The sequence below is a fragment of the Buchnera aphidicola (Pemphigus obesinymphae) genome (assembly GCF_026122815.1).
GTDB classification, from domain to species: Bacteria; Pseudomonadota; Gammaproteobacteria; order Enterobacterales; family Enterobacteriaceae; genus Buchnera_C; species Buchnera_C aphidicola_BJ.
On sequence record NZ_JAIWQW010000102.1, the window covers coordinates 1 to 368 of the forward strand.

1 pseudogene is annotated in these 368 nt (G+C 23.9%); it reads right to left on the minus strand.

From position 1 onward, the window contains the following. Nucleotides 1-281: pseudogene (gene dksA / locus LDP10_RS03300) on the minus strand (RNA polymerase-binding transcription factor); the annotation flags it as partial. Between the last annotated feature and the right edge of the window lie 87 nt (nt 282-368).

Genomic DNA, 368 nt, shown 5'->3' on the forward strand with positions numbered 1-368 from the left:
TTTGACTCTCTTGCTCTGTTACTTAATTCAATACTAAATTCTTCTTCTTGTGTTGCTCGATCAACAGGATCAGGAAAATTGCTTGATTGATCTTTCATATAGGGAGTAATATGATTTGTTTCACTTTGTAATTGATATTTCCAAGCTTCAAGAATTTTTTTAAAGTGATTTATTTGATTTTTATTCATATATTTTTCATCTTTTTTAACTTGATATGGTAAAACTCCAGCCATAGCAAGAACACTTAGTGATGATATTTTTCTATTTTTTTCTTTTTTCATATTTTTCCTATATAATGTATTATATACAATTTAATAAATAGCAAGAGATATTGTTTTTTAATATGTATAATTTTTTATACATAACTT